This window comes from Parabacteroides sp. AM58-2XD, assembly GCF_003463685.1.
GTDB classification, from domain to species: domain Bacteria; phylum Bacteroidota; class Bacteroidia; order Bacteroidales; family Tannerellaceae; genus Parabacteroides; species Parabacteroides segnis.
The window spans coordinates 1-618 of record NZ_QSDP01000259.1; the positions used below are offsets into that span (position 1 = coordinate 1).

Here is a 618-nt window from a genome sequence, read left to right on the forward strand (position 1 = left end):
CAGCGTCCCCGTTATACTCCCAATCCATTCCATACGGAGAGTCTCCATTACAATGCGGAGGAGGATTATTACGTTTGTCCTATGGGGCAGCACATGAACCGTATAGGAATCAGACGTGACAAAACAGCTAGCGGATACGTCACCGAAAGTGCCCGGTATAAAGCACAAAGATGTGAAGGGTGTCCTTTACGTGGCAGTTGCTTTAAAGCCCGGGGGAACCGTATTATAGAAGTCAACCACCGGTTAAACCAATACAAACGGCAGGCACGGGAAAGGTCACTCTCGGAAGAAGGCTTCAGGCATAGGGGAAGGCGATGTATAGAACCGGAAGCAGTTTTTGGACAGATGAAACACAACATGGCATATAGAAGGTTCCGGCATGTGGGAGAAGACAAGGTGACAATGGACTTTGCCTTCTTCGCCATTGCCTTCAACATTAAGAAAATGTGTTCCCGGATAGCGAAACACACCCAAAACGGGGAGAATATATCTCTTAGGGGGCTGTTTTTATTCGTATGGCAGATTTTACCAGACAAAAATCGCATATGGGAAAGAATTACGCAAAAAACGGTCGCTTGAAAACATTCATCTCTCAGTCAATACAAAAAGAAAGGCTGT

1 protein-coding gene is annotated in these 618 nt (G+C 46.0%); it reads left to right on the plus strand.

Annotation, left to right across the window (positions count from 1 at the left end):
• Positions 1–579: transposase (locus DXA15_RS25165; RefSeq protein ID WP_233567643.1), on the plus strand; the 579-nt coding region annotated here is incomplete at its 5' end.
• Between the last annotated feature and the right edge of the window lie 39 nt (positions 580–618).